Below are 26,397 nucleotides of genomic sequence, written 5' to 3' on the forward strand. Positions count from 1 at the left end.
AAGGAATAGTTATAATTTATTAGATGAAAAAAGCGTAAGTAATAAATCAAGCTTCGCTTTAATTTCTACTGATAAAGTAGATGGCTCGATTAATTCAATTAATGAATGCAATTCTCCTTTTCTTAGCATCATGGGTTCTTTTGTGGAATCAGATAATCTACGAAAATATTCCTCTGCAAAATCACTTAATTTAATTCTGTCTGTCTTTGTTTCCCAAATCAATCTAGACACATCTTTATCTGCTTTTTGATATGCACTAAAATCCTCGACACTCCCTTCGAACAAACGCTCTTTGATGAGAATGTTCATAACCTCTTCAATAACTTCATGATCTTGATTGTTGAAAAGATTTGGTTCCGCATGCCTACTTAACGCGTAATGCTTCAATAAATCCGGTGTAATGAAATAATTCTCAGCTTCATAACGTCGCCAGAAGACTATTTGAAAATCAACCTGTTTGTAATCTTGTTTGTTCCGACCATCATTGTCAAGTATTGCTAAGCCATGTAAATTTGGAATTAATTTTTTCAATGCATTAAAATGATCCTTGGGAGAAATCCCAAATCCTCCTTCAACACGCTCTAATTCGCTTTCCAAGGTTGATTCCGGATGTGTATCCCTTACATAATAAACATTAATTTTATCATCCCACACCGCAGCAACTGGATGGGACATTCGCTCAGCAAGCGCTCGTAACATATCCACATCAGTTGTACCTTCAACGTAAAGCACATAACCTCGATCGCGAGCTTTTACATAATGCTCCGCTCCATAATTTTTTAGTGTTTCTCTAATAGAACTCTTCGATGCCAGTCCATCAATCGAACCGTTTAGGATTAGGGTCAAATTATTATCCAAGGCCTCATCAAGAACAACTTCAGAATGAGTAGCCATGATTGCCTGTGATTTATTTAATCGTGCAATTTCGCGTAATAATATGTAAATTTGACGTTGTCGTAAGATTTCGAGATGTGCATCCGGCTCATCGATGAGCAAGACACTTTTCTTATGGGAAAACAGATAAGAAAATAGAAGCAGTAATTGTTGAAATCCTCGGCCAGCCATTGCGATATCCAAAGGTTCACTTACTTCAGGTTCTTTATAGGTTAAAGTAACATCCCCTCTAACTTCATCTTCCATCGGGGTTGCCACTTGAATGGAAAATAAGCGCTGCATCGTATCCACAATCCACTTCCAGTCTTCTATCGAGTTGCGATAAACCGAAAGACATAAATTTCTTAATACTTCTGCCGTGTCACCTTGTCCTAATAGAACGTTTATTCTCCCAGGTTTCAATACAGGCTCTTCTGTGACCAACCCTGACATTGGGTACAATAATTCAACATTAATAGAAGCTGCATATTTTAAAAAATCATTGTTATTTATAACTGAATCATCTGGAGTACAGTATATTAATTCATCTCCTTGGAACCGAAATTTCATCCGTAATGGAACAATATCTCCTAACCACAGAAGGCCAAGGGTTACTGTCATATAAATATTTTCCTTTCCCGTGCTGACCCGTGTATTGTGCCAAAAGTACTTGGTTCTTTTTACCGGGACAGATACAATGCTAAGGCGATTCAACGCCGCCGCAGCTCTTTCACGCGCAGATGAATCTCCTTTAAGAGAATACCAGGTTTTAATTGCTTGGGACCATAACGCAATGGCTTGGATGACGCTAGTTTTCCCGCAGTTATTTGGCCCAATCAAAACAGATGGATGATCTAGGTCTATTCTTTGTTTTTCGCCGAATAGTTTAAAATTTTCTATTTCTACATAGAAAAAATGCCGCATTGTATTTTCCTAATAACATTAATCCACTAATTAAGCCATCGCTTCCCAGTCAAAAAGCACCGGGTAAAGGCATCATAATCTACCGCGGCAATCAATTGTAAAGCCCGTTCACTGGGCAAACGAGCTACTTATCACTTCATGTATCGTATATAACGTTTATAAAAAGTCAATTCATAATAGTCGAAGTCTTTTAATAGAGATAAAGAAATAATGGATTTGGGACAGGAAAAAGATTGGAGCAAAGGTGCGATCATTCAATATTTAAGCTCAAGCAATTCCTTCCATCCCCTACTCTTACAGATGCGCCTGAAGGCCCGGCATACACAGAGGTTGAATGCCGTTATTCGAAATACCTAACCGCGTTCCTGAAAATCGCGAGTCCTTCCCCTTCCTCCGGGATTTCCCGGCCTTCACGGCGCGCCTTTTCACGAAGCAGGGTCCAGTCTTCACGGTGGTAGAAGAGAATGTGCCGTTCGGGGTGCGGCATCATGCCCATTCGTCTGCCCGTGGAATCGCAGATGGCGGCGACGTCACCCATCGAACCGTTCGGGTTAAAGGGGAACTCGCCCGCCGCGGGGGCGCCGTTTGACCTGGAATAGCGCATCGCCACGAGCTTCTCTCGCTCGAGACGCTCGTACACGGCGGGGGGTGCGTAGAAGTTCCCCTCGCCGTGCGCGACCGGTACATGGAGGGCGCCCATTCCCTTTGTGAAGACACAGGGGGAGGCAGCCTCTATCGCGAGGTCCACCCATCGGCATTCGTAGCGCGCGCTCGCGTTGTGCTCGAGCGCGACCTCCGCCAATTCCATCGTTCCCGAGAACGCGGGCACCAGGCCCAGCGCGACCATGACCTGAAAGCCGTTGCAGATTCCCAGCATCAACGTGTCACGCGCCGCGAAGGCGGCGACCTCTTCCCGGAGGTTGCTTCGAATGCGGTTCGCGAGCGCCTTCCCGCTCCCGGTATCGTCCCCATAGGCGAAGCCCCCGGGAAAGACGATCACCTGGAACCCGGCGAGCATCGCGGGCGTTTCGATGATATCGTTTATGTGCACGATGCGCGCGTTCGCGCCCGCGCACGCGAAGGAGTATCGGACCTCCTCGTCGCAGTTGATCCCGTAGCCGGTGAGCACGAGAATCGTCGGTTTGGCCATGCTGTTCACCCTCAAAAATTCCCGAAGCGTCCCCTGTATGAGGAGAGGCATTCTTCGATCGCGACGCGCGCGAGCGCGCGTCCCGCCTGCCCGATCTCGATCACGGGCGCTTCCGTCACCTCGCCGATACGCGCGCACGGAAATCCCGTCATTGCCGTTTCGAATTCCGCGGCGCGGGCCGGGTCAACGGAAACCAGCATGCGCCCCTGCGATTCGGCGTAGAGAAGCGTATCGGCGCGCGGGCTTCCCTCCGCGGGCAGCCTTGTAAGCTCCACGCGTGCGCCCAGCATCCCCGCCATGGCGGACCTGGCGAGCGCGACCCCGAAGCCGCCCCGCTCGAGCGAAATGCCCGATGCGATGAGACCCGCGCGCAGCACCGCCGTGTACGCGCGGTAGAGCGCCGCGAACGAGGCCGCGTCCACGCCGGGCACCGTTCCCCGGAAGAGCGTCCCTCCCGCGCGCCGCCCCGCGAGCATGGCGTATTCGCTTCCCGCGGTCTCATCGCGCGTAACGCCCAGGACATAGAGCGCGTCGCCGGCGATCTTGAAATCCATCGTCTGGCACGCGCGCACGTCGGGAACGACGCCGAACGACGAAATGAGCAGCGTGGGCGGGACCGATATCTTCACCGGCGCGAACTTCTCATCGTAGCCCTTGAAATCGTTGTACATGCTGTCTTTCCCGGAGATAAACGGCGCGCCGTACGCGATCGCGTAATCGTAGCACGCGCGCGCGGCATCCTTGAGCTGGGAAAGCCGCGCGGGGTTGTCGGAATCGCACCAGCAGAAGTTATCGAGGAGCGCCATGCGCTCGAGGGTCCCTCCCGCCGCGACGGCGTTGCGGATAGCCGTGTCGATGGAACAGGCCGCCATGAGATACGGATCGAGCTCGCTGTAGGACGGGTAGAGCCCCTGTGAGAGCACCACCCCCTTCATGGAATCCAGCACCGGGCGCACGACCGTCGCGCTCCCGTTCACCCTTCCCTTCCCCTGCAGCGGTTTTATCACGGAGCCCGCCTGCACCTCGTGGTCATACTGCGTCGATATGAACTCGAAGCCCGCGGTGTTGAGGGTGCCCGTCATCTCGACGAAAAGCCGCGCGTAGTCCGGGGGCTCGGGGAGGGGCGCGGTGCCCTGCGGGCGGGCGGGGGCCGATGTACTCAGGTTCTTTTTGGGGAGCCCGTTGTGCAGGAAATCCATGTCGAGGTCGAACACGGTTTTCCCGTTATGCGATACTATCCCGCGCGGACCGGCCGTGAACTCGCCGATAACCGTCGCCTCGACGCCGCGCTTCTCCATGAGCGCGATGAACTCGCCGCACGTCCCGGCGGGCACCGACAGCGTCATGCGCTCCTGCGATTCGCTCACCCAGATCTGCCACGGGGAGAGCCCGGGGTACTTGAGCGGAACCTTTTCGAGGTCCACGCGGAAACCGCCCGATTCCTTCGCCATTTCCGCGACCGAGCAGGAGAGCCCGCCCGCGCCGTTGTCGGTTATGGATGTGTAGAGGCCGCGGTCGCGCGCCTCCTTGACGATGGCGTCCGAAAGTTTTTTCTGGGTGATGGGGTCCCCTATCTGGACCGCGGTCGCGGGGCTCCCGGAGGAGAGCGCCTCGGACGAGAAGGTGGCGCCGTGTATGCCGTCGCGCCCCACGCGTCCCCCCACCATGACGATGCGGTCGCCCGGCATAGCCTTCTTCACGGTGGAGGCGCGCCCGTTCACCGTTTTTGGTATGAGGCCGATCGTCCCCACGAAAACCAGCGGCTTCCCCTTGTAGCGGTCGTCGAAGTACACGAAGCCCTGCGGCGTGGGGATGCCGGAGCAGTTCCCGCCCACGTTCACCCCGTTGATCACCCCCTCCATGATGCGGCGCGGCGGAAGGAGTCTCGATTCGGGATTTTTTTCGCGGAAGAGCGGGCTCTCGTCGAAGGGATCGGCGAAACAGAAGCCGTAGCGGTTGGCCACGGGCTTGGAGGCCATGCCGAACCCGATCGCGTCGCGGTTCACGCCCACGATCCCGGTGATCGCGCCCCCGAACGGATCGAGTGCGCTCGGGCTGTTGTGCGTCTCGACCTTGTCGGCGATCACGTAGTTCTCGTCGAAGTCGATCCCGCCGGCGTTGTCCTCGAAGACGGATACGCAGAAGTCGTCGGCGCCCTTTTCGCGGCGGATCCGTATCGTCGCCTCGCGGATGTAGCGGCGGAAGATCCCCTCGTCAAGCTCGTCCAGCTTCGCCGCGAAGATGGTGTGCTTGCAGTGCTCGGACCAGGTCTGGGCGATGGACTCGAGCTCCACGTCGGTGGGATCGCGCTTTTCGATTTTCGTGAAATAGTTCCGTATCGCGTTGAGCGACAGCATGTCGAGCGCGAGGGGGCCCCTGCGTCCGCCGTCCGTATCGGGTATTCCCTCCTTCCCGAGTTTCAGGAGCTCCTCGTCGGGGAGGTCCAGGCTCACGGTGTCCGCCTGCGCGCGTTCACGGATGTGCACCACCGGGAGTTCCCTCCCCATACCCCCGGCGCCGATATACTCCTCGCGGGTGAGCACCTTCATCCGCTGTATGAGCGGGTTCGAAAGCTCCAGGCCGGCCCTCTGCGCGTCCGCGGGACCCAAAGCGCCGTCCAGGAAAAACGTCGTGGAGGTAAAGACCGCGGTCTCCGGGTCCAGGTGCGTCCTGAACATGTCCTCGATGATCTCGCGGACGGTGTGCGACACGTTGTCAGTCACGCCCGGGAGAAAGCCGATCTCGACGGCGAAGGTGAACCGCGCGGGGACGTACGGCTCGTTCACGCGATAGTCCTGGGTAACGGGGCTCGCGAGCGCCCCCGCGACAAGTTCGATGCGCGAATCGTCGAGCGGCGCGTTCACCAGGTAGTTTTCGGTGATGCTCACGCCGTCCACCGGGAAGCCAAGGCGTTTCAGCTTGCCCAGGAGCGTCCGGCTGCGGGTGTCCTCTATTTTATAGAAAACCTCTATGCGGAAACTGGCGGTATCCATTGCAGTCCTCGTTAGCCGGATTGTCTGCAAATGCGCGGTAAAATGTCCAGAATTTTTCCGGATGCACGCCTCATGATTTCGCAATCATTCACGCATGCATGCGTATCGGCCCCCAAACCCCTTTAAACCCGATTATGTCTCCCCCATCGCCTTTTTCCATCTCCCAATCCGATAAATTTTGCAGAAAATCGTTAACTAAAAATTTACCCGAAAGAGACATAATTTTGTGGAAATTTGACGGGAGGCTGGGTATATTATCCGAAAATCGTTACCAGGAAGGGTAAATCATGACTCTGGATGACTGTAAAAACTGTGACAAGCACGACTATTCCGGGAACGGGTTCGTTATATGCAAATACTGGAACATGAACGAGCAAAGGATCACCAGTTCCGGGAAAAACGACGTCGTGTACATTGTCTCCTGCCCCAGGGAAAACGACCTGGCGATCGACTATAAGAACGACTATCCCGCGCGCTGGAACAAGAGTTTGTATTAATCATAATCAGGCGATAAATGACCGGTAATTACCCCGTGTAACGCACTCGTACACGGCATCGGGATACATTTCATTCCAGCCCTTAGGGGGTTTTGTCCTGTCGGCGCTCCATTTGATCTCGTACCCGAAAAGCCTTCCCTCCCGTTCCTCGACAAAATCAATCTCCTCTTTCGCGTAGGTACGCCAGAAATAATTGTTGGAAATGATGCCCCTGTACTCCTGCTTTTTTATTCTTTCGGAGATGATATAGTTTTCCCAGAGGGAACCGATATCATCGCGCAGCGCGATCGGATTATAGTTGTTTATCAGCGCGTTCCTCACACCGTTGTCCCAGAAAAAATACCGGCCGTTTTTCACAATCTCCTTCCGGCTGTTTCTGCTGAATCCTGAAAGCCTGAAAATAACGAAGGCCTTCTCGAGAAGATCGAGATAGCGCTCGGCGGTATTCTTACTCATTCCCAGAGTGGTCCCGATCTCCGTAAACGAAACATCCCTGCCGATCTGGAAAGCGAGAAGGCGAAGCATGCGCGCGATTTTATCGGAGTGGCGGACCCCATCGAGTTCCAGGATGTCCTTGTAAAGATATGAACTTACCAGCTCTTTCAGGTAGCGCTCCCTCATTCTATTGTCTTCGCCCACAACGGCTTCCGGATATCCTCCATAGATGAGCCTTTTTTCCAGGTTGGCCTCTGTCTGCGGAGGATTCTCCGTGACCATAATCTCCATCTGGGACAGCGGAAACAATCGCACGGTGTGTTTCCTGCCGGTAAGCGGTTCCCCCGTCGATCGCGCCAGCTCGAAGCTGGATGATCCCGTCGCCATCACCTTGATGCCGGGCATATGGTCGACGATCAATTTGAGGGCCATGCCGATATCCCTGATTTTCTGGGCCTCATCGATCACCAGAAGCCCCACGGTCCCGATTGCATCCTTGAGCTTCTCTATTGAATGGACGGCGAACGATTCCCTGACGAAAATATCGTCCCCCGTCAGCAGCAGGTAGGGCTCCGAAACGCTCTCAAGATATTTCCCGATCAGGGTCGTTTTTCCCGCCCGCCTGGGCCCATAAATGATCAACACCTTGTTGGGCAGCAGATACTCATGAATACTGCGCAGAAGTTCGCGGTCAATATACATTGGATCTCCAGATAATTAATACCGTCAGTATATTGACTAAATATAATGGAATTTGGTCAGTTTGTCAACTGAAATATGTACTATAGCGGTTTAATACGCATATATACATCACCGTTCAAAACGTTTACGAACCCATGAAGGGTCTCTTCTGCAATCGAGAACCGCATAGACAATAATCGTTTCATCATCAATTGAATACTAAATTGCAAAAGGAAACCGTTTGGCAAGCATACGATAATATCTATTATAGACAACAGAATGGATGCCACAATAGATAACCAGAGAATCTATGTCGGAGAAGAGTGAATCTACAAAATATGACCCGAGACCCGCCTGTTGATTTTCATAGAAGCTGAATCCATCAACAATATCCCGCGACGCCGATGGAAGGATGGCGATCTTCATTCAACGGCTTTACGAATTCTCTTTTTGGCCAAGGACCAGTCTTCAGGCTGTTCTTGTCCCTTCCTGAACGCGTTTTCCCGTTCTCTGAGAACATCCTCATGCCACTCCGGGGAAGGCATGTTGTCAGGGTTTTTACTCAGATCATCCCACAGCAGTTCCATTGCTTCAAGCTTATCCGCAACGGTCATTTCTTTAACCGGAATGGTGACTTTCATCTTATATTCCATGCATCACGATATATTTGAAATGTACTGATATAATTAAATACGTCAACCGTTTCCCGGATGTCGCCGCGACCTCAGGGATAGAAGACCATTCGTAATCAGAATGGGTCACCATCAGGGGAATTGTAGATACCCCCTGCCTCTATCTCTTCCATCGCCTTTTTTCATCTCCACACCTCCCCATGAGAGGCGCCCTCACAAGAGGCATCCTTCCGCGAAACTGCCAAACCATACCCGCCCCTCTTGAGAATTACCCGGATTTTTTGTATGTTTTACGGACGGCCGGGCCCGGGGGCCGATAAAATTTCAATTTACAAGCGCGCGCGCCGCTGGTAGCATGCTCATCGCACCCCGGGAACGACCCCAGGCACGAATGGATAAGAGCGCCATAACCATACTCGTCGTGGACGATGAAGAAAAGATCCTCTCCCGCCTGGAGCGCATCCTCGCGAAGGAGGGATACCGCACCGACACCTCCCCCAACGGCGCGGATGCGGCGGCGAAGATCAGCGGGACGGAATACGACATCGTGCTCACCGACATCAACATGCCCGACAAGAGCGGTTTCGAGATCATGGAACATATCCGCGTGACGGGCTCCGCCGCGCTGCCGCTGGTGCTCACCGGGTACGCGTCCGTGGAAAGCGCGATCAGGGCGATCAAACTGGGGGCCTACGATTTTATCCAGAAGCCAATCGACGCCGAGACGCTCAAGCTCGTGGTGCACCGCGCCGCAGAGCGCGTGCTGCTCGCACGCCAGAACGAGCAAAACCTTAAAGAGCTGAAGACCTTGAACGAGCTCAAGGACGAGTTCCTCTCCGTGGTGTCGCATGACCTGCGCTCGCCCCTATCGGCTATCGGCGGGTACGCCAACTACCTGATGAAGAAAGACATCCAGCCGGCGCACCGGCGCTACCTCGAGATCATCGCCGAGATCGCCTCGAACCTGTACTCGCTGGTGAACGAACTGCTGGACGTCACCCGGATCGAGACGGGGGTGATCCGGCTCGATAAGGAGGAAACCGACCTGGGCGAGCTCATCGACAAGAGCATCATGAACTTCATAATACTCGCGTCCGACAAAAACACGAGCATACGATTCCACAACGCGCTCGCGAATCCCCTGGCGAAAATAGACCGCATGAAAATACTACAGACCGTCAACAACCTGATCAACAACGCGGTGAAATTCACCGAGAACGGAACCATCACGATCCGCGCCGGTGAACAGGACGGGGAGGACGGCATCATCGTGTCCATCCAGGACACGGGCGTGGGCATGCATCCCGACCACCTCGCGCGCCTGTTCGACAAGTACGCCCTTTTCCATAAAGAGGGCACGCGCGGCGAGGGCGGGACCGGCCTGGGGCTCGTCATCTGCAAGCGCTTTATTGAGCTCCACGGCGGGAGCATTCGCGTGACGAGCGACGCGGGACTCGGGAGCACCTTCGAGTTCACCCTGCCCAGGGAGGGCGTATCATGACCGGGATCGGGGGCTTTTCGCTCAGGGTGACGATCGTTCTTGCGGCGTTGTTCCTGGCCGCGGTGCTTGCGCTCGCCCTGGGATTCAACTTCATCGCGGTCGAGAGCGCGCGCACGCTGCGCGAAACGCTCAGGTCCGGCTCCGACGCCCTCCAGAGGGAAAGGACCGTCCTCCTCGTCGAGCGCCTCAAGGCCGATCCGGTTGGAGGGGCGCGCGACCTCGCCGCGAAGCTCCGCGTCCACGCCCGCGCCGACACGGGCATCCTGCACGCGCTTATCTACGCGCGCACCCCCGACGATAATTTCTTCGAGCTCCTGGAGAGCGTCTCCCTGAATCCCGGCTTCCGCGTCCAGCTCCCTGAATCCCGCATCGTGCAGGAAGAGAAGGAGATGAACTTCCTGCGCCGCGCCCTGGTGAGCGCCGTCACAGATCCCGAAACCCGCCGCGCCGACGGACTCTACTGGCAGACCGTGTATACGCCCATCCCGGTCCTGGGAAAAATCCACGTCCTGCAGCTCTTCGTCTCGGTGACCGGGCAGTACGGGAACTTCGCGGAATACACGGAACACTCCGATACCGCGCGCGCGCTCGTCGCGGGGCTCGCCGCGCTTATCGCTCTTCTGCTCGCGGGCGCGGGATGGCTGCTCGCGCACAACTATTCCATTCTCGTGCGCGGACTCTCTTCCCATATGGACCGCGCGGCGAAGGGAGACCTGTCGATAAGCCTCCGGCCCACGTCGGACACCGAGCTCGCCTCGCTCGCGCTTTCGTTCAACACCCTCATCGGGGAAATGCGGGGACTCAAGGAGACACGCGACAGGGAACAGGCCACGGAGGAGACGGGGTCCGATACCGCGGGTTCCACGAACGGGACCGGTGAATCGTCGCAGGATGCCCCTGCCCGCACGGCCGGCGACGCGAACCGCGCGGGGATTTCCGCAGCGCCCGCGGGAGAGACCGATACCGCGGAAAAGCCCGGTGAACCGGAACCGAATACGCGCGAACAGGTTGCCTCTCCCGCTCCCGAGGAACCGCACCCCGATCCCTACGACGAGATATTCAAACACGGGGTCGCGCTCTTAAAAGAACAACGCACCGCGGACGCGATCGATATCTTTCGGGCCCTGATCGTCATGACCCCGTCGGGATTCGGGAGCCTTTTCAACCTGGGCGTCGCCTACGCACGGGCCCGCGAGTACGCGCTTTCCGCCTCGATGTTCCGCCGCTCCCTCGAAGTCCAGCCGGACCACGAAACCGCCCGGCAGTACCTCGCGAAGGTGGAGCGTTTCGGGGCGGGGGAGGACCGTCACGATGGACATACCGGCTAAGCTCGCGTCCCTCCCCGATCTCCCCGGCGTGTACATCATGAAGGACGCATCGGGGCTCATCATCTACGTGGGAAAAGCATCGTCCCTGAAAAAGCGCGTCTCGTCCTATTTCCAGAAAGGCGACCACGACGTGAAAACGCGCGTGCTGGTGAAAAACATCGACGACCTCGAGTATATCGTCACCGACTCCGAGATCGAGGCGCTCCTGCTCGAGAGCGCGCTCATCAAGAAGCACAAGCCCAAGTACAACATCCGGCTCAAGGACGACAAGCGCTACCCCTACATCGCGGTCACACTCTCCGAGGAGTACCCCCGGGTCGTGTTCACCAGGAGGATTGCGCGCAACGGGAACAGGTATTTCGGACCCTACACCGACGCACGGGCCGCGCGGGGCCTCATCGGAATGCTGAACACGACCTTCAAGCTCAAGACGTGTGCGAAGCCCATTCCGCTGCCCCCGGGAGAGCGCCCCTGCCTCAACTTCCAGATGAAGCGCTGCTCCGGGCTGTGCGTGGGAAGGATCGACCGCGATGACTACCTGAAAATAATCGACGGGGCGATCGGTTTCCTGGAGGGGAACGTCGATCCCACGATCGGAAAGCTCAGCGTCCTCATGCAGGAGTACGCGCACACCATGCAGTACGAAAAGGCCGCGGGCCTGCGCGATATCATCGCCGACATCCGCGCCCTCACCGCCGAGCAGAAGGTGAGCGCGCCCGTGGGCACCGACCAGGACCTCGTGGCCGTAACGGTGCATCGCGGCGAGGGCGTGCTCGTCCTCATGGAGTTCCGCGCCGGGGCCCTGCTCGGGCGCAAGGTCTTCATCTTCGAGAACGCCGAGTACTCCACGCCCGCCGCGATGATACAGGCCTTCCTGCTCGATTATTACCGCGGCGGGGACGTGCCCCCGCGCATCGTGGTGCCGGAGGAGATCGAGGACCGCCCGTCGGTGGAGGCGCACCTGTCGTCGCTCGCGGCGCGCAAGGTGGTCGTATCGACCCCCAAAACGCAGGACGATCGGGGCGTCATTTCGCTCATTCGGAAAAACATCGATGTCCTCATCGCGGACCGCGATTCCGCGCGCGAGTCCGGCGACCGCGCGAAGGGACTGGATGAGCTGCGCGACCTCTTTGCGCTGGACGACGCCCCCTCCGTCATCGAGTGCTTCGACATCTCGAACACGCAGGGCACGAACCCGACGGCGTCCATGGTCCGCTTCCGGGACGGCGCCCCCGAGAAATCGGGTTACCGGCGCTTCCGCATCCGCGGGTTCGATGCCCCTGACGATCCCGGCATGATTCACGAGGTGGTGTCGCGCAGGATCCAGCACCTGCTCAACGAGGGACTCGAGCTTCCCGAGCTCATGGTCATCGACGGGGGCCCCACCCAGCTTCGACGCGCCGTGGAGGCCCGGGACGCGCTGGGCGCGGATATACGGATAATCTCGCTCGCGAAGCGTTTTGAGGAAATATACTCCGACAGCGGGGCGGCGCCGCTGCGCCTCCCCCCTTCTTCAACGGCGCTCAGGATACTCCAGCAGATACGCGACGAGGCGCACCGTTTCGCCGTGACCTATCACCGGAAGCTCCGGGACGCTTCCCTTACCCGCTCGTTCCTGGACGAGGTCCCCGGCGTGGGCGACGCGAAAAAAAGACTGCTCCTGAAAAATGTCGAGGTGCCCGAGCGGATTAAGGAAATGTCGGTGGAAGAGCTCGCCGCGATCCCGGGCCTGGGCAAAAAGGCCGCCGCGGATATTTACAGGCATTTCCATCGGGAGGTGCCGGAGTAATAATGCGAATCTGCATATACGTGTTACACAATCTTAAACAGGATCACCGCGATATCGGCCTCGGGGGAATTGAGGCCCAGGTGCGCGACGAAGCGCTCCTTGATCGCCTCCACGATCTCATCGGGACGGTCCGCGCGATGATCCCTGATTATGCCGCGCAATTGTAAAAGTCCGAACGGCTCGCCCTTCTGGTTCTTGGAGCTGATAAGCGCCTTCGAATACACCGCGCCTATGTCTCCCCGTAAAAGATTCGTGCGGCCCATCCCGTAGCTCGCCGTCGGGTCGTAGCCCAGGGGTATACCCTCGGTGTCGAGCGCGTCGAAATCGTTTTTCTCGATGCGGAAAAGGTCCAGCGGCGGAAAGCCCGCGTTCGAATAAATGAGCCGCATGGAGCGGAGGTCGTAGTACATGTAATACGCGGTGAGAAGCCCCCCGCTGCCTTCCGAATAGCGGAAAATCACGTTATTGAGCTTCTGCATCACGGAATATGCGGATGGCGCTTCCTCGATACAGGACTGGAAGGCGGAGCGAAGCAGGACGGCGTAGAGCGCGCTGTTGATTCCCACGCCGGAAATATCGGTCGCGATGAGACCCACCCCCTGGTTCCCGGGCCGGATGAAATCGAAATAATCGACCGCCGATCCATAGCGCGGGATCACGAACGCGCCAAACTTGATCCCCAGCAGGTTCGGGAGCGCCGTGGGCAGCGACTTGGAGAGAATCTCGGACGAGAGGTCCAGAGTGCGCGCGATGAGTTGCTGGCGCTTCGATTCTTCGTAGGTGAGGGCATTCGAGATGTGAATATTGCTGCTCCCCAGGAAGGTGTTGAGTTTTTCGATCTCGTCAGGTTTGAACGATACCAGGGAGTCCTTGTCCCCCAGGCAGATGAACCCGAGCACCCGCTTCTCGTGATACACCGGGAGCACGAGCTTGATCCCGTTCTTGGTGAAAAAATCCAGGAACTCCTCGCGGATATCGGCGAAATTCTTATCGTCGGTATATATCCGGTCCAGGTGCAGGATCTCCTGGTTCCTCACGAACCACCGGATGACGTTCGAGCCGCGCTCCAGGGGGGTGACCGGGTTCTTGTCGCCCTTCTGGTAGAAAAGCTCGTAGCGCCTCGTGCCCGGGTCATAGCTTATAAAGGCCGCCGATTTTAAAAACATGGACTCCTGCAGCACGTCCACGGACCGCTGGATAATGCTCCGATAATCCCTGAGGCTCTCCACCTCCCGCGTAAACCTGTCTATGATCTCTTCGAAAAGGTACTGTTTGCGCTTGAACGCCTTGTCGATGACCGGCTGGACGTAAATGTAGAACAGGAGGAATATCAGCACCACCGCCCCCGCCACGAGATAGGCGGGGAGCACGCTCATGCCCATGAAATTTCCCTGGTGGCCCGTGACAACCAGGTATATGGGACCGAAAATGGCCGCGGAGATAGCGGTGTACGTCGTAGTTTTATGGATGGCCGTGGTTATGTCCATGAGGCTGTAGGAGATGATGGAGTAGTAGAGCGAACCGATTCCGATGAATGACGCCAGCGAGGGCCCGAGCACGTACATGTCCGCGTAATTGAAGAACCGCGGGAGGATGATCGAGAACACGGCGGCGATCGCCATGGCGACCCCGGTTCCCAGGAACACGAAGCGCATCTGCAGGCGGTAGATCTCGACCTTGGTCCTGATATACTTGATCGTGAAATTGACGATCCCGAACAAGATATAGGCGAACGCGATCGCAGCGTAGATGCCGTAGAAGAACTGGAAATCGCGCACCAGCACACCGTCCTTGAAATACGCCCGCGTGATCGTGAGATCGGTCAGCAGGGCGATCCCCCCTGAGGCGTATGCGGGAAGGATCATGAGCGCAGTATATTTGAAGGGGAACTTTTTCTCGCGCTTGGGAAACACGAACGCGAGTACGAATATTCCGCTGAATGTGATGGAGGTGCCGATCTGCGTGATCCGGTTGATCTGGGTGAGATACGGGGAGTCGGGAAACGCGTAAGTGATGAACATCGTCGAAAGGATCAGGAATCCGCCCAGCACGACATTGCTGTAATAGCGGCTTACCTGGTCGTTCCAGTCCTTGTAAAGGACGAAGATTCCGGAGGAAAGGAGAAGAATTGAAGCGATGAGCGATCCCACCAGACTGAGTGTGTACATCTGTTACCCCCGGGCGGCGCAATGGCAACTCGCGCGCACAAAATCCTTGACCTTTTAGCGAACGACCGTATCATTATGGGCGATCAAGGCATTATTTTTCAATCAAAATACTCAGCGCGAATCCCCGCCGGGAGGAAGATCGATGACGATAAAAAGAACCCGCTACGTGCTCAACAAAAGGCTCCAGTACGCCCTTGCGATGAAGATCGCGCTGGTCCCGCTCGTCACCCTGCTCATCGTCACCGTGATCCTGTTCGCCTATGCCCGCCGAAGCGCAAACTACATAAACGAGATCGTTGGCACGCAGGACGCGATTATCGAGATGTTCCTCACGACCCCGGCGCTCCAGAAAACCGACAACCCGGTGATCAAGACCGGCCAGCAGACCTTCAAGGGGAACATACAAAAGCTCGTCGAGATACGCAGGAACAGCGAGCTGGTCCTGAAAATCATCGTCCTCGCGGCGCTCCTTCAAACCATCATCGTAGTATTCGTGATCATCCGGCTGAGTCATCGCATCACCGGCCCCATCTACGTGATGACGGGGTATCTCCGGGAGCTCCGCGGCGGCGGGGTGCCCCGCCTGCGCCCCCTGCGCAAGCGCGACGAATTCAAGGAGTTTTACGAAGAATTGCGGGACCTGATCACCCGGGTGATTACGGCTAGACCGGCCGAGAAGAAGGGCGGGGCCCGTCCAAAAAAGCGATAGAAACCGGCGGTGCCTGCTCGTTTCGGCTTCGCTCAACGAGCGGGGCTTCGCTCAACGAGCGGGGCTCCGTTCCCTGAGCGGAGTCGAAGGGATTACTGCGACTGGATATTGATCCTGAACCTGACCATGGTGCCCTTGGGCTTTTCAACCTCGGGCGCAGGGGCATCCATCTTGGATTCCTCCATAGCCTTGTCCTTTCTCTTCTCGTCGGCGGCTTCCTTTCCCGCCCCCATCTTCGCGCTCCTGCTCATTGACACCGAAGGCCCGCCGTAATAGCGCGTGCGATGAATTTCACGGGCGACTTCCTCGAATCCGTTCGCGGGCATTTCCCCCTCGATCGCGGAATCCGAAACGGTTATTATGCGCGCATTGTTCCTTTTCAGCATGGAAAGCGTCCGCATGGAATCATAGGCCCCCGAAAGTTCGCGGACCTCGAACCGCGGGAAATCCTGCCGTGCTCCCTCGCGGGGCTGCCTGATCGCGAGGTCCCTGGGGGCTTGTTCCTGTTTCATGCTGATATGGTCCACGCTCAGGGCGAGTATGATCACCGCGGCCACTGCGGAGGTGGGGATGAAGCGCTTGAGGGCGTACATTCTCTGCCTTCGCCGGACGCGCCTCATGGACGCGCGCAGGAGATCGCGCTCCCCCACCGGGTGCAGGCGGTACAGGGACGAGACCATCGCGATCATGCGCCCTATCCCCTCGAACTCCCCACGGCACTCCGCGCACACGCGCAGGTGCGCGCGAACCCGCTCCTCTTCCCCGTGGGTGAGAAGATGGTCGTGCATCTCCGAAAGAACGTCAAAGGGTATATGTTCTTTGTTCATAACACCCCCCGCGCGCCAAGGCGCTTTTTAAGCAGTTCCCTGCCCCGGTGAATCCTTACCTTTACGTTCGACAGGTTTATGCCCAGGACCTTTTCGATTTCATTATACGCCATCCCCTCTATATCCCGGAGGATGAGAATCTCGCGGTAGTCGTCGGGAAGGGCGTACAGCTCCTCCTTTACAATGCGCAGGGAATCGTTGGTGATGACCTCCGCCTCGGGATTCTGCCGCTCGTCGGCGATCTGGATCTCGAACTCGTCCTCGCCCTCTCCCCGCGCGAGCGAGAGCGCCGCATACCGTACCGCCTTTTTCCGGTAATTCCGGCAATAGTTCACCATGATGCTGTAAAACCATGTCGAAAACTTCGACTCCCGCCGGAACGTCGATAGGGATTCAAGAACCATCATGAAAATCTCCTGCGTGATATCGCTGGCCTCATCGCGGTTGTGCACCCTGGAATATGCATATCGGTACACCATCGACTGATACTTCTCGATGATCCCGGCAAAGGCCTCGGTATCGCCCGCGAGGACCCTGTCGAGCACCTGGATATCATGGGAATCTGACATAGGGATGAGTGGAGGGTTACAAAAAAAGGCTAGGAGCCCTTTACCCTCACGAACCTTCTTTTTCCGACTTTAACGATATATTCACCCGGCATGGCAAGCCCGTGCTCCTCGGAGGCCACCTTGTCCCCGTCCACGTACACGCCCCCGCCCTTGATGAGCCTGCGCGCCTCTCCGCTCGACTGGGCGAGCTTCGCGAGGACCAGCGCCTTCACGATCCAGATTTTTCCTTCCTTGATCTCGTCCGCGGGCACTACGAAATCCTCTATCTCATCGGGAAGGTCCTTTTTGACGAATATCTTGTTGAATTCGGCCTCCGCGCGATCGGCCGAGTCCCGGTCGTAGTATTCGGCGCATATCTCCTTCGCGAGCCTGACCTTGGCGTCCCGGGGATGCATCGAGGCGTCCTTCACGGCCTTTTCCAGCGCCTCCACCTCGGCCATGGGCACGTCGGTCACCAGCCGGAAGTAGGGGAACATGATGTCGTCCGATATCGACATGGCCTTGCCGAATATCTCCCGGGGCGATTCGTTGATGCCGATATAATTGCCCAGGGATTTGCTCATCTTCTGCACGCCGTCGGTGCCCACGAGAAGGGGAACCGTCATGATCACCTGGGGCTCCTGCCCGTATTCCCTCTGCAGATCGCGCCCCACGAGCAGGTTGAACTTCTGGTCCGTCCCCCCAAGCTCGATATCCGCCTTGAGCGCGACCGAATCGTATCCCTGAACCAGCGGGTACATGAATTCGAGGATGGTGATGGGCACCCCGGCCTTGTGGCGGTTCGCGAAATCGTCGCGTTCGAGCATCCGGGCGACGTTATATTTGGCGGTAAGTCCCAGCACGTCGGTGAAGGTCATGGGGGAGCACCACTCGGAATTGAAAACGACTTTCGTCTTCTCCCTGTCCAGTATCTTGTACACCTGGCGCTTGTAGGTCTCGGCGTTTTCCAGGACCTGTTCGCGGGTGAGGGGCTTGCGCGTCACCGAGCGGCCCGAGGGGTCGCCTATCATGCCGGTGAAGTCGCCTATGAGGAAGATCACCGTGTGGCCCATCTGCTGGAAGTGCCGCATCTTGCGCAATAGGACCGCGTGTCCCAGGTGGATGTCGGGCGCCGTGGGATCGAAGCCGGCCTTGACGATGAGCGGCTTCTGCTCCCTCTCCGAGCGCTCAAGCTTTTTTTGGAACTCGTCCAGCGGGATGATTTCCTCCGCGCCGCGGACAAGGAGCTCGATATCGTTCTTGATCATGACGCACACCCGGGAATTGGAATCTCGGCGAAGGCCCGCCGGCAAACGATTTATGAAAACACCCGCATTCGCGGCGCTGTCAACGGATATTTAGGGGGTCAATAAATTATTTGGGGGGCGCATCGGCGCCGTCAAGGCTCACGAGCGCTATCGCATGCGCGGTGATTCCCTCGCCCCTTCCCGTGAACCCGAGACCCTCGGTGGTCTTGCCCTTGATCCCGATCGCCGATACCGCCAGTCCTCCCAGCGATCTCGAGAGCGCGTCCTTCATGCGCTCCCGGTGGGGGGCGATTTTAGGCGACTCGCATACGACGACGGAATCGATATTGAGGATGCGCACCCCGGCGGCGGTAAGCGCATCGGACACCCGCTCGAGGAGAACGGTGCTGCGGATGTTTTTGAATTCGGCGGACGAGTCGGGAAACAGATGCCCGATATCGCCCAGTCCCGCGGCGCCCAGGAGGGCGTCTATGATCGCATGTATGAGTACGTCGGCGTCGGAATGCCCGGCGAGGCCCCGGGGGAAGTCGATGAGTGTCCCGCCCAGGTAGAGCGGGCGGTTATCGGCGAACGCGTGCGCATCATAGCCGATCCCCACCCGGATGTTCATGACGGCGGATTAGAACTCGAACATGTCGGAGAGGGAGGAGAGCTTGAGTACGTTCATGACCTTGGAGCTCATCTTGCGGATTTTGAGCGTCTTGCCTTTTTTCTTCTGCAGCTTCAATAAGCTTACCAGCACGCCTATGCCCGAGGAGTCGATATATTCGACGTTCGAAAGATCGAGCTCGATATCCTTGTCGACCGTTTGCCCGATATTGAGAAGCTTCTCCTTGAATTCCTTGATCGTCATCATCTCGATATCGCCGTTTACTACGACGTTGACCTGTCCGTCCTGGTCTTTAATCTCAATATTCATATCCTGTCCCCGATCGATCCCCGTGAGCTGTTTGATGCCACGCTCTATAATCCTTGATCATTGTGATACCATAATAACGCTACAATCAAGTATTTTTTTCAAGGCCCGGATGCAGGGGCCGGTTCGGATTTGTACCGGGACGGAACCCTCAGGGCCGCGCCCGCGCGTCAAAATCCACGATGAGCATGCGCGGGTTGGACCGGCCCCCGTATTCATTGAGTTCCAGGCGATACACCAGGTCTATCGGGCCCCCGGCCGCCTCCTTCATCCGTTCCGCCATCCCCCACCCGACCGCTTCGATTCCCGGATTGTGCGGGAACAGGAATTTCCCGTGCGTCCCCTTCCCGCCAAAGGAGCGGAAATCGACCTCGACATTCCTGGTGAGGAAAAGCGGCTCCTCGCTCATGTGGCCGTAAGGCTCGAAAAGCGCGAGATCGCGCACGAGCTTCGCGGTGACCGCGTCCAGGGACAGCTCCGCGTCGATATGCAGCCCCCGAAGCGCCTCGGATTCCCTGAAGCCCCCGAGGCTCCGTGCGATCCGGTCGCGAATCTCGGGCAGCGAATCGGGCCTCGCCGAAAACCCGAACGCCTGCGCGTGCCCCCCCAGGCGCTCGAAGAGCGCGCCGTGGGGCTCCACCCGCTCGAAAAAGTTGAAGCTGCCGTTCACGCGCCCCGATCCCTTCACGAGCCCGTTCCTGACCCTGCCGGATATCGTGATCACCGCCTTGCCGAACGCGTCCGCGAGGCGGCTCGCCACGAGACCGCACATTCCGTCGGGGATCTCCCCTTCGTCGACGAAGATGAGGGATTCCCCCGCCAGGAATTTCCCCTGCTCCACCCGCGCGCGGAAGTCGTCGCACAGTCCCGTGAGAAGCACGCGCCGCTCCTCGTTCAGCTTCATGATGTCGGCAATCACCGCGGCGAGCCTGGCCTCGTCCGTCTCGAGGAAAAAATCGGCGGTGAGCCTTCCCTGCCCGAATCTCCCGGGCGTATTGAGCAGCGGGGCTATGTTCCACGCCACGTGTTTCGCCCTGAGGGGCTGCGGCGCCTTCTTTCCCGTGTCCCGGGAACCGGGCGGCCATGACATGTTCTTGAGCACCTGGAGTCCCCGGTGCGTCGTGGTGGAAAAGGCCTCCAGTCCCGCGCTCACCAGGGTGCGGTTTTCCCCGCGCAGCGGGACGATGTCCGCTATGGTCCCCAGCGCCACGAGGTCGGTCACCGACTCAAGGAACGCGGCAAGCTTCGAGGACGAGGCGTACTCGTGGGCGTTATAGAGCGCCAGGGCGTGCGCGAGCGGGGAATCGCAGATATCCATGGACCCCCGGCCCGCACCGGGCGCTGCGTCGCGAGACCCGCGCTCGGTTTCGATGAGATCGCGCACCACCGTCCCGGGGAAGAGCCCCCGGATGCGCTCCACCTCCTCCGGCGAACCGAACACGAACGCCTCGTCGAACGGCGGCAAACCCGCGGCGGCCATTTCACCGGGGGTCGCATGGAAGCGCGTCTCCTCCGCGATACGGTTCCTTACCATGGTCGAATATACGCCCGGGCCTTCCGCGGCGCACACAAGGTAGGTCCGATTATGCCTCTGTAGGTAGCTCGCGAGCACCGCGTGGCAGAGCCTGAACGCAACCCCGACCCCGGCGAGCTCCTTGAAGGGGTAAGGACACCCCTTCTGCTTCGGGTTCACGATTATGGCGTCCGGGAGCTCCCCGCCCTGCTCGTGGTGATCGCACACGATGACGTCCATGCCACTGGATTTCGCATAACGTATCTCTTCGATGTCGCGTATCCCCGAATCCAGGGTCACGAGAAGCGTGACGCCCTCCGCGGCGAGCCCGTCGGCCACCTCCCTCGTGAGACCGTAGTCGTCGTCCCCGGCGGGATAGCGCCGCGGCGGCGGCATCACGCGATGCCCGATCTTTTCCAGCAGGCGTATCAGTATCGCGAGCGAGGTGAGGCCGTCTATGTCCGAGTCGGCAAAAATGCCGATCGTCTCCGCCGATTCGACGGCACGCCGGATGCGCGCGACAGCCTCGTACATTCCCTTCATTCTAAACGGGCTTTCAAGGGAGCTTATGCGGGGATTCAGGTATTCGTGCGCCTCGTGGATGCTCGTGACGCCGCGCGCCGCGAGCAGTCCCGCCATGGTCTCGTCGATCGAGAAAAACTCCGAAAACGAGCGGACAAGCTCCGGGTCCGGGTCCGTGTAGCGCCAGTGGTCTTTCATCGCGAAGGGGGGATCAGCGCCGCTCGGCGCCGCCGGACGAGGCGGCCTTTTTCGCCAGGAAATCGGCCTTGTCGTTATAGTTGCGGGTAACGTGTTCGATCTTGCAGTTCCCGATCAGTTTTTTGAGCCGTACCGCCTCCTCGTAAAGGGGCCGGATATTCTCGTTGTTTACCTTGTACTCGCCCTTGATCTGTTTCACGACCAGCTCGGAATCGGTGCGGATTCTCAGGGCGCGCGCCTTGTAGTACAGGCCGATCTTCATCGCCCGGATTATGGCGGAGTACTCGGCGAAATTGTTGGTGTTTTCGCCGATATAGGCGGAAACCTTGCCCACCTGGCGGTCGTCGCCGTCGCAGATGACGATCCCGATCCCCGAGGGGCCCGGGTTCCCGCGGGACGCGCCGTCCGCGTTTATGACGAGCTGCGACTCGAACGGCACCGCCGAGAGCTCGGCGCCCTCGAAGATATCCCTGAGCAGCGCGTTCTCTTCCTCTTCCGCGCCGGGTAGCTCAGCCGGTGCATCCGCGTCGATATGCGGGCGTTTCTTGAATATCACCTTTTTGCGCACGCGCGCCTTGTCGTGCATGTCCAGGAGCGCGCGCGCGTCTTCGATGATCCTCACCACATCGTCGTTATCAACGTTCGCGATTTCGGCGATCTTCTGGGTCGTCTTGCCCTCCGCGAGGAGCTGCAGGACCTTGTCTATACTTAACAGCATATCCGTGTTTCCTACCTGTAGATGAATCTTCCGCAATTCGTGCAGTTCACGATGCGGTCTTCCCTGGAGGCGTCCTGCGCCACGTGCGCGGGTATCTGCATGCGGCAGCCCCCGCAGGTCTCCCCCTCCACCCGCGCGACGGCGATGCCGTTAGGTGAAAGGGTAAGCTTCTGGAACTTCGCGCGGAACGCCGCGCCCAGCGTGGGCAGAAGCGCGTCGAATTTCCCCTGGTTCTCCGCGATCGTCTTCTCGAACCGCGCGGCGCGCTCCCCGAGCATGGCGATGTCCTTGCCCGACTGGGCGGAAAGTTCCTCGAGATCCCGGGCCGCGGTCACGCGCGCGGCGTTCCTCCCGTCCAGCGTATCCATGAGCCGGATCAAATCCTCTTCCAGCGCGCCCCGCTCCGCGTTGATCGCGGCGACCTCGTGCCCCAGCGCCTCCAGCTCTCTCTCCGTCTTGAGCATGTCCCTTCGCTGGGCGAGTTTTTTCGCCTTGCCGTCCCGGTCCGCGAGATCGAGCTCCTTGCGGCCAATCTCGGTTTTCAACGCCTTGATCTCTTCATCGAGCGCGGCCAGCCCCGCCGTTCCGTCGTCCATGCGCGCGCGCCAGTGACGGATCGACTTCGCGCACTTTTCCATTTCCTCGCGCCCCCGGAGCACCGAGTCCCAGTATCGCTGGAGTTCTGTCATTATCGAGATATCGCTGTTCATAAGAGGGACCCGAACGCGCGGTCATGCGTTCGTGCAACCTATATGGCCTCAAAGCGCGCGTTTTTGTCAAGCAGTCTTGAAGGATGGCCGAAAAAATGTGTCGCGGGAAGGGGTTTATCAAAGAATGAGCATCGCGTCACCGTAGGAAAAAAACCGGTAGCGCATCCGGACGGCCTCCCCGTATGCCGCCCGCACCGTGTCGTATCCCGCGAACGATGACACGAGCATGAGGAGCGTGGAGCCCGGCGTGTGAAAGTTCGTGATAAGCCCGTCCGCGGAGAGCGCGCGCCGGGGCGGGTAGATGAAAATATCTGTCTCCCCCTCCCCCGCCTCGTTCATGCCGTCCCGCAGGCTCGCCTCGAGCACCCGGAGTGAGGTGGTCCCCACCGCGATCACCCGCCTCTTATCCCTTCGCGCGGCGTTGATCCTGCCGGCCGATTCCGCGGATAGCGCATACCGCTCGCGGTGCATTTTATGCTGTGACAGGTCCTCCGTGCGCACGGGCTGGAATGTCCCCCATGAAACGTGCAGCGTGAGGAACACCGTTTCCACGCCGGATGCGCGTAGCGATTCCAGCATCCCGGTCGTAAAATGCAGGCCAGCCGTTGGGGCGGCCACGGCGCCCGTCGCGCGCGCATACACCGTCTGGTAGCGATCGCGGTCTTCGCTCCGCCACGGGCGCCTTATATACGGCGGAAGGGGTATGGCGCCGATGCGCTCGAGCAGCGCGTCGTCGAACTCCCGGCTTGTCTCAACCTCGATGTACTCGCCGGCCCTCCCGCGCACGGTAACCGTGACGCCCGGGTCTCCCTCGCACACCAGCGTCTCCCCCGGCTTCAGGCGCTTCGTCCTGTTCGCGAGCGCGTGCCAGCGAAGCGAATCCAGGCGCGACGCGAGAATGATTTCCACCCGGGCGCCGGTGGCGCGCCTGAAAAAAAGCCGCGCGGGTATCACGCGCGCGTCGTTGAACACGAGCACGTCCCCGGGGCGCAGATACGACCCCAGTTCGTGGAAACCCGCGTGCTCGAACGCCGGTGGCTCCCGTCGGAGGACGAAAAGGCGCGACTGCTCGCGGGCTTCGGCGGGATGCTGCGCGACAAGCTCGTCGGGAAGGTCGAATTGAAAATCGCTCAGGGTATACATGGATTTTTCCGGCATGTGCTGCTCGAATGGACAGGTGATGCGGGACAGATAAGACTATGCGTCGGGTTCGGTCAAGGAAATATTCGCGCCGGCCCCGGTTTCGCGCCTGGGGCGCGTTCCCTGCGCCGCGCTGCCGCCGATATTTATTATCTGGATACCGCGGTAGTAGTACTTTAATATTTCCCTGTACCCGGCCCCTTTTTCCGCCATTCCCAGGGCGCCCCACTGGCACATGCCCACGCCGTGTCCCCAGCCGTGCCCGTGCAGCGCAAGGCCGTCCCGCGTCTTCACCGCGTCGAACCAGGTGCTCTTGATCTTTTTACCCGGGAAGAGCAGCCTGAACTCGTTGCCCGTGACGACCAGGCGCCCGTTCTTGTGGCTCACCGTCACCGATACGACCCGACCCGCGGACTTCCGGAAGCTCAATCCCGTTATCGTCCCGATACCCTTGTACTTTTTTTCCAGGTAATGGCGCATCTCGTACAGCGTGAGGGACTCGTCCCACGAGAAGTGCGGCGAATTTTTACAGAACTCGCATTTCACGCCGGCGATATACGCCTTGTCCCCGCCTTCCCACACGAGCTTGTCGTCCGCCGTGGCGCCGCCGCAGGTCGAGTGAAAAAAAGCGAGTATGGGCTTGTTGTCGAACGCCGCGATTTCCCCGGATGTCGCCGTGACCGCATGGGTCGTGCGCTCGTTCTCGGCCGAATATCCGCCGTAAACCTGGAAGTGTACAGTCGCGTCCATGTCGAAAATGGCGTCCTTCTTTTCAAGCATGTGGAAATACGCATAGGTCCGCGCGGCTACCGCCTGCGCCTTTATGGCCTCGTCGCTCCAGGCGGGGGACACCTCTTTGGGAACGACGCCGCTCAGGTATTCGTCCATGGTCACGACGTTGACCGCGTAGATGCGTCCCAGCACGTTGTGAAGCTCGATCATGCCGCGGTAACAGGTTCCATTCAGGCACACCGGCGAGCCCCAGGATTCCACGACGACGGGGGTGATCACCTTTTCCGGGTAGAAATACACCTGCGTTCCCTGCCCGTCATAACTGACCTTGCGGGTCTTCAGGTCGCTGATGCGCATCCTGGCCTGCGCCGATACAAGCACCCTCTCGGTGGAATTCGCGACGAGCACGCGCACGTAATTCTTGTCGGCGCCCACGGCCATACTCTGCTTCAGCAGAAATGCGCGCGAAGGCGTGCACGCCGACAGCATGAACAGCGCCGCCGCGCACAGCGCCCCGGCCTTGCCGAAACGGGAGATGGTTCTTCGCGCGGAGGGTGGCATCGGCGACATCATCCCTTGGGGTGGTACTTCTTGTGTATTTTCTGCAGCTCTTTGCGCGCGAGGTGCGTGTACACCTGCGTGGTGGAAATATCGGTATGCCCCAGCAGCTCCTGGACCGAGCGCAGGTCGGCGCCGTTTTCGACCAGATGCGTCGCGAACGAATGGCGCAGGGTGTGCGGGGTGATGTTCTTCCTTATCTCGAGCTTTTCGACGTAGCCCTTCAGCAGCCTCCATACCGATTTTCGGTTCAGCATGGAGCCCTTCTTGCTGATGAACACGTAATCGCTCAGACGCTCCCCGAGTATATCGGACCGCGAATCCTTTATATATTTTTTCAGGAGCCGCATCGCCTCGTCGCCAAAGGGCACCATGCGCTCCTTGTCGCCCTTACCTTTCACGCGTATGAACCTGTTTTCGAAATCCATGTCCGACAGCGCCAGCTCCACCGCCTCGGAGATGCGCAGCCCGCACGAATACAGGAGCTCGAAGATGGCCTTGTCCCTGAGCCCGTAGGGGTCCCCCTCGGAGATCGAGACGAACAGCGTTTCGATTTCCTTTTCGGTCAGGAAATCGGGAAGCGACTTTTCCACCTGCGGTGTGCCGATCTTGCTCGCGGGATTCTCCATGCTCCCCATCGTATCGGACACGAAATTGTAAAACTGGCGTATTGCGGCCAGGGAGCGCGCGAGCGTGCGCGAAGAATTGTGCTTCTTTGTTTTCTCGAATTTCAGGAATTTCTGGACGTCCTCGTGGGTCGCGGCAAGTATGTCCTTATTGGTCTTCGAAAGAAATTCGCTGAATTTTTTCAAGTCATACGTGTAGGAATAGATCGAGTTCGCCGAAAGGCCTTTTTCGGTCTGCAGGAAGCGTTTGAATTTTTTGAGTGCCTGGATATCCTTCAAGATAGCCCCTCCACTGGGATAAATAAGCCATCGCTATTGACGCGCGCCGCTGGGAATTCCCCGGTATTCAACGTCCGGGGGGTCGCGCTCATGGTTCGGCGAACGATTCGAAAACCCGTGACGACCCGGCCTGAACCAGTTTAAATATCGGCCGTTTCCGAA

At 58.1% G+C, this 26,397-nt stretch carries 22 protein-coding genes and 1 pseudogene; 5 read left to right on the forward strand and 18 right to left on the reverse strand.

Going from position 1 to position 26,397, the window contains the following annotated elements; translation table 11 throughout:
* Nucleotides 1–9: 9 nt before the first annotated feature.
* The 3 genes from EPN93_06520 to EPN93_06530 form a co-directional block, all read right to left on the reverse strand.
* Complete coding sequence (locus tag EPN93_06520; GenBank protein TAL37076.1) at nucleotides 10–1,797, reverse strand: AAA family ATPase; 1,788 nt, start codon at nucleotides 1,795–1,797, stop codon at nucleotides 10–12.
* Nucleotides 1,798–2,137: 340 nt separating this feature from the next.
* Complete coding sequence (locus EPN93_06525; GenBank protein TAL37077.1) at nucleotides 2,138–2,947, reverse strand: phosphoribosylformylglycinamidine synthase subunit PurQ; 810 nt, start codon at nucleotides 2,945–2,947, stop codon at nucleotides 2,138–2,140.
* A gap of 11 nt (nucleotides 2,948–2,958) precedes the next feature.
* Nucleotides 2,959–5,940 carry a phosphoribosylformylglycinamidine synthase gene (locus EPN93_06530; GenBank protein ID TAL37078.1) on the reverse strand — a complete coding sequence of 994 codons (2,982 nt, stop codon included), beginning with the start codon at nucleotides 5,938–5,940 and terminating at the stop codon, nucleotides 2,959–2,961.
* Nucleotides 5,941–6,227: 287 nt separating this feature from the next.
* Here EPN93_06530 and EPN93_06535 point away from each other — a divergent pair, with 287 nt between their 5' ends.
* Complete coding sequence (locus tag EPN93_06535; GenBank protein ID TAL37079.1) at nucleotides 6,228–6,437, forward strand: hypothetical protein; 210 nt, start codon at nucleotides 6,228–6,230, stop codon at nucleotides 6,435–6,437.
* A 6-nt stretch (nucleotides 6,438–6,443) separates the two neighbouring features.
* Here EPN93_06535 and EPN93_06540 read toward each other — a convergent pair whose 3' ends face one another.
* The 3 genes and pseudogenes from EPN93_06540 to EPN93_06550 form a co-directional block, all read right to left on the reverse strand.
* A complete protein-coding gene (locus EPN93_06540) occupies nucleotides 6,444–7,574 on the reverse strand; it encodes an ATP-binding protein (protein ID TAL37080.1) in 1,131 nt (376 codons plus the stop codon).
* A gap of 108 nt (nucleotides 7,575–7,682) precedes the next feature.
* Nucleotides 7,683–7,979 (reverse strand): annotated as a pseudogene (locus tag EPN93_06545) (type II toxin-antitoxin system RelE/ParE family toxin).
* Nucleotides 7,976–8,206, reverse strand: coding sequence for a hypothetical protein (locus EPN93_06550; protein ID TAL37081.1), 231 nt, complete (start codon nucleotides 8,204–8,206; stop codon nucleotides 7,976–7,978). Before EPN93_06550 ends, EPN93_06545 begins: the two are co-directional and overlap by 4 nt.
* Nucleotides 8,207–8,540: 334 nt before the next feature.
* Between EPN93_06550 and EPN93_06555 the strand changes: the two genes are divergently transcribed.
* Genes EPN93_06555 through uvrC form a run of 3 tightly spaced genes read left to right on the forward strand, consistent with a single transcriptional unit; the run spans nucleotide 8,541 to nucleotide 12,803 of the window.
* Nucleotides 8,541–9,686, forward strand: coding sequence for a hybrid sensor histidine kinase/response regulator (locus EPN93_06555; GenBank protein TAL37082.1), 1,146 nt, complete (start codon nucleotides 8,541–8,543; stop codon nucleotides 9,684–9,686).
* The gene (locus EPN93_06560; GenBank protein ID TAL37083.1) at nucleotides 9,683–11,014 is read left to right on the forward strand and encodes a HAMP domain-containing protein; all 1,332 of its coding nucleotides are present in this window, start codon (nucleotides 9,683–9,685) and stop codon (nucleotides 11,012–11,014) included. The genes EPN93_06555 and EPN93_06560 overlap by 4 nt, the downstream gene beginning before the upstream one ends.
* Nucleotides 10,998–12,803, forward strand: coding sequence for an excinuclease ABC subunit UvrC (gene uvrC, locus EPN93_06565; GenBank protein ID TAL37084.1), 1,806 nt, complete (start codon nucleotides 10,998–11,000; stop codon nucleotides 12,801–12,803). The genes EPN93_06560 and uvrC overlap by 17 nt, the downstream gene beginning before the upstream one ends.
* A gap of 23 nt (nucleotides 12,804–12,826) precedes the next feature.
* Here uvrC and EPN93_06570 read toward each other — a convergent pair whose 3' ends face one another.
* Entirely contained in the window at nucleotides 12,827–14,971 is a 2,145-nt protein-coding gene (locus EPN93_06570; GenBank protein TAL37085.1) for a hypothetical protein, read from the reverse strand.
* 142 nt (nucleotides 14,972–15,113) lie between these two features.
* On the opposite strand from EPN93_06570, the gene EPN93_06575 reads away from it, so the two are divergent.
* Complete coding sequence (locus EPN93_06575; GenBank protein TAL37086.1) at nucleotides 15,114–15,680, forward strand: hypothetical protein; 567 nt, start codon at nucleotides 15,114–15,116, stop codon at nucleotides 15,678–15,680.
* A 92-nt stretch (nucleotides 15,681–15,772) separates the two neighbouring features.
* Here EPN93_06575 and EPN93_06580 read toward each other — a convergent pair whose 3' ends face one another.
* The 11 genes from EPN93_06580 to xerD form a co-directional block, all read right to left on the reverse strand.
* Complete coding sequence (locus EPN93_06580; GenBank protein TAL37087.1) at nucleotides 15,773–16,507, reverse strand: zf-HC2 domain-containing protein; 735 nt, start codon at nucleotides 16,505–16,507, stop codon at nucleotides 15,773–15,775.
* Entirely contained in the window at nucleotides 16,504–17,076 is a 573-nt protein-coding gene (locus tag EPN93_06585) for a sigma-70 family RNA polymerase sigma factor (protein ID TAL37088.1), read from the reverse strand. The genes EPN93_06580 and EPN93_06585 overlap by 4 nt, the downstream gene beginning before the upstream one ends.
* Before the next feature lie 29 nt (nucleotides 17,077–17,105).
* A complete protein-coding gene (locus EPN93_06590; GenBank protein TAL37089.1) occupies nucleotides 17,106–18,323 on the reverse strand; it encodes a tyrosine--tRNA ligase in 1,218 nt (405 codons plus the stop codon).
* A 106-nt stretch (nucleotides 18,324–18,429) separates the two neighbouring features.
* The gene (locus EPN93_06595; protein TAL37090.1) at nucleotides 18,430–18,933 is read right to left on the reverse strand and encodes a 2-C-methyl-D-erythritol 2,4-cyclodiphosphate synthase; all 504 of its coding nucleotides are present in this window, start codon (nucleotides 18,931–18,933) and stop codon (nucleotides 18,430–18,432) included.
* A gap of 9 nt (nucleotides 18,934–18,942) precedes the next feature.
* The gene (locus EPN93_06600) at nucleotides 18,943–19,242 is read right to left on the reverse strand and encodes an anti-sigma factor antagonist (GenBank protein ID TAL37091.1); all 300 of its coding nucleotides are present in this window, start codon (nucleotides 19,240–19,242) and stop codon (nucleotides 18,943–18,945) included.
* 148 nt (nucleotides 19,243–19,390) lie between these two features.
* Nucleotides 19,391–21,472 (reverse strand): single-stranded-DNA-specific exonuclease RecJ, encoded by a 2,082-nt coding sequence (gene recJ / locus EPN93_06605; protein ID TAL37092.1) that lies wholly within the window; start codon nucleotides 21,470–21,472, stop codon nucleotides 19,391–19,393.
* Between the two features lie 13 nt (nucleotides 21,473–21,485).
* Nucleotides 21,486–22,190, reverse strand: a complete 705-nt coding sequence (locus tag EPN93_06610) for a ribonuclease HI family protein (GenBank protein ID TAL37093.1) — start codon at nucleotides 22,188–22,190, stop codon at nucleotides 21,486–21,488.
* Nucleotides 22,191–22,201: 11 nt separating this feature from the next.
* Entirely contained in the window at nucleotides 22,202–22,900 is a 699-nt protein-coding gene (locus tag EPN93_06615; GenBank protein ID TAL37094.1) for a hypothetical protein, read from the reverse strand.
* Between the two features lie 117 nt (nucleotides 22,901–23,017).
* Entirely contained in the window at nucleotides 23,018–24,043 is a 1,026-nt protein-coding gene (queA, locus tag EPN93_06620; protein ID TAL37141.1) for a tRNA preQ1(34) S-adenosylmethionine ribosyltransferase-isomerase QueA, read from the reverse strand.
* A gap of 54 nt (nucleotides 24,044–24,097) precedes the next feature.
* On the reverse strand, nucleotides 24,098–25,345 hold the full coding sequence (locus EPN93_06625; GenBank protein TAL37095.1) for a SpoIID/LytB domain-containing protein: 1,248 nt from the start codon (nucleotides 25,343–25,345) through the stop codon (nucleotides 24,098–24,100).
* Nucleotides 25,342–26,238, reverse strand: coding sequence for a site-specific tyrosine recombinase XerD (gene xerD / locus EPN93_06630; protein TAL37096.1), 897 nt, complete (start codon nucleotides 26,236–26,238; stop codon nucleotides 25,342–25,344). The genes EPN93_06625 and xerD overlap by 4 nt, the downstream gene beginning before the upstream one ends.
* Nucleotides 26,239–26,397: the final 159 nt, after the last annotated feature.

Source organism: Spirochaetota bacterium, assembly GCA_004297825.1.
In the GTDB taxonomy this organism is placed as follows: domain Bacteria; phylum Spirochaetota; class UBA4802; order UBA4802; family UBA5368; genus FW300-bin19.